Genomic DNA, 3,053 nt, shown 5'->3' on the forward strand with positions numbered 1-3,053 from the left:
CTGCAAGGCGTGCAGGGCACGGGCGATGGCTTGCGGCAGGCCGCGCCTTTCCCAGAACGGGAGCACGTAGCTGAAGGCCCAGGCGAGGAGCGCACCAAGCATGGTGTCGGCCAGCCGCTCGCCGATCGGAAAGCCGATCGCGGGCGCGACGAGATGCGCCTGCAGCAGCGCCATGACGGTCGCCGCGACCGCCGTGATCAGGTATCGCTCCACCACGAAGCCATGCGCGACGCCGGCGGCGACCACGAACGTCAGCATCAGCAGGTCGGGCGACGAGACGTGCGAGAGCAGCAGCACGAGCAGGCACCCGAGTACGGTGCCGCCGATGCGCGCGTTGCGGCGGGCGAGCGTCTGCTGCAGGTTGCCCCGCAGCACCACCGCGACACCGAGCACGAGCCACTGCGGATGCCGGGTCCAGGGCAGCAGCAACGCGAAATAGTAGGCGCAGCCCAGTGCGAGCGTGGCGCGCACGGCGTGCCGGAACACGGGCGAATCGATCGAGGCGTGGTTGCGCAGAACGCCGAGCGGCCAGCCCTCCGGCGCGACGAAGCGCTGCAGCTCCGAGCGCGACAGCGGCAGCGTCTCCTGCTCGCCGCGCAGCAGGGCATGCATGCGGTCGACATGCGCCCCGAGATGGCGCAGGCGATTGACGATGGCGGGCAACAGGCGCGCTCGCGCGTCGTCGACCGGCAGCTGCATGTCCCCGAAGACTCTGCCGGTGGTGTATTCACCGCAGGCAGATGGCGACGCGGCGGATGCGCCGCGCAGCAGGACTCGGGAGGCCTCCACGACATCCGCCATCTCGCACAGTTGTGCCCCGAGGCCCGCGCGGATGCGCTGCGCGATGGCGTCGTTGCCCATCAGTTCGAGGTCGAGCGAGCTCGCGAGCAGGATGTCCCGCACGTCGACGATGCGCAGGAGCACGGCTGTTTCGCACTCCGCGCGTGGCGTTTCGGGAGCGGCGAAGAGCAGATCGCGCGCGGTCTGCAGTCGCTCGGCGAGCGCCGCCTCCTCGCGCACCCAGTCCTGCAGGGCGCCGGCCTGGGCCTCACCGGCGGCGCCGCCCAGCATCCTCGCGCGGGAGCGCAGCAGCCGCGCTGTCGCAGCGAGCGCGGCGGCCAGCGCCAGGCTCCGGTAGCGCGGCTGCAGCAGGGTGGCGGCGGCGAGCGACCACGGCAGATAGGTCGCGAGGCCCAACAGGTGCCAGCCCACGGTCGCGAGCGGATCCTGTCCCGGCGGAAAGCCGATCGAGAAGACGATCGACAGCACGGGCGCGAACGAGATCGGCCCGGCGCGTGGCCCCCACGCCAGCGTGAGCATGGCGACGAACACGACGAGCATGATGCCGGCGCCGAGCGCGAGCGCGAACGGCTTGAGCAGCAGGACCACCAGCGCAGCGGTACAGCCCAGCACGCCGGCGGCAAGCACCTGTCGCCACGAACGGCTCGGCGTATCGGGCACGTCGGCTAGGCTGGCGTAGATCGCACCGCAGATCGCGAGTTGCGCCGCGTGCGGATCGGCGCAGGTCCGGAACAGGAGGTAGACGAGTCCGATACCCATGGACACGGTCGTGCCGTTGATGACATGGGCCGGCAGGCGGCGGAGCAGGTCGACGGGGTGCAAGGCGGAGACAGTGGGGCCGGAGCACGCTCAGTCTGGCGGCGTCCGCCTGCGAGTCAAGCGAAACCGGCCACCACCCCTCGCGCGTCGGCGGATCACCTTCGGTTCGAAAGCGAACGCACGCCGCTAAAGGTGCGTCCGGCCCGCGCGAGGCGCTGCTACTCCGCCCGCAGCTGCGGAAAGAGGATGACGTCGCGGATGCTGGGGCTGTCGGTGAGCAGCATGACCAGCCGGTCGATGCCGATGCCTTCGCCCGCAGTCGGGGGCAGTCCGTACTCCAGCGCGCGGATGTAGTCGGCGTCGTAGTGCATGGCCTCGTGGTCGCCGGCTTCCTTCTGCCGCACCTGTTCGCGGAAGCGCTCGGCCTGGTCCTCGGGGTCGTTCAGCTCGGAAAACCCGTTGGCAATCTCGCGCCCGGCGATGTAGAGCTCGAAGCGCTCGGTGATCCCGGGGTGGCGGTCGCTTTCGCGCGCGAGCGGACTCACCTCGGTCGGGTAGTCGATGATGAAGGTGGGCTCGAACAGGAACTGCTCGACCAGGTTCTCGAAGAGCGTGAGCTGCAGCGCGCCGACGCTGTCCGCGTCGCGGATCTCGACGTTCATCGCGGCAAGCCTGGCGGCGAGAAAGCCGCGGTCCTGCAGGTCGGCGTGCGACATGTCGGGGTGATACTTGCGGATCGCCTGGATCGGGGTGAGCCGATCGAAGCGCTTCGAGAAGTCGAGCTCGCGGCCCTGGTAGACGACCTTCGTCGTGCCGAGCACCTGCTCCGCGACGGTGCGCAGCATCTCCTCCGTGAACGCCATCAGGAAGCGGTAATCCTGGAACGCGACGTAGAACTCGAGCATCGTGAACTCGGGGTTGTGGCGAGTCGAGATGCCCTCGTTGCGGAAGTTGCGGTTGATCTCGAACACCTGCTCGAAGCCGCCGACCACCAGCCGCTTCAGGTACAGCTCCGGCGCGATGCGCAGGAAGAGCTGCATGTCGAGCGCATTGTGGTGCGTGACGAAAGGCCGCGCCGCCGCGCCGCCCGGAATCGGGTGCATCATCGGCGTCTCGACTTCCAGGAAGCGCCGCGCGAGCAGGAAATCGCGCACCGCCTGGATGATGCGCGAGCGCTGCACGAACACTTCCCGCGATGCCGGATTCGTGATCAGGTCGACGTAGCGCTGGCGGTATTTCTGTTCCTGATCCGTGAGTCCGTGGAATTTCTCCGGCAGGGGGCGAAGCGACTTCGCGAGCAGCCGGATCGACTGCGCCTTCAGCGTGAGTTCGCCGGTGCGCGTACGAAAGAGCGTGCCCTCGGCACCGACGATGTCGCCCAGGTCCCAGTGCTTGAAAGCTTCGTGGGCCTCCGCGCCGACCGCATCGGTCTGCACGTACGCCTGGATGCGGCCGCTCATGTCCTGTAGCGTGGCGAAGCTCGCCTTGCCCAT

Annotated in this window: 2 protein-coding genes; both read right to left on the reverse strand. The window is 68.9% G+C overall.

The genetic code is table 11. From position 1 onward, the window contains the following. Positions 1-1,623 (reverse strand): FUSC family protein (locus tag JNK68_09580; protein ID MBL8540607.1); only part of this gene is annotated, 1,623 nt, incomplete at its 3' end. Between the two features lie 155 nt (positions 1,624-1,778). Continuing rightward, positions 1,779-3,053: lysine--tRNA ligase (lysS, locus tag JNK68_09585; protein ID MBL8540608.1), on the reverse strand; the 1,275-nt coding region annotated here is incomplete at its 5' end.

It is taken from the genome of Betaproteobacteria bacterium (genome assembly GCA_016791345.1).
Taxonomy (GTDB): domain Bacteria; phylum Pseudomonadota; class Gammaproteobacteria; order Burkholderiales; family JAEUMW01; genus JAEUMW01.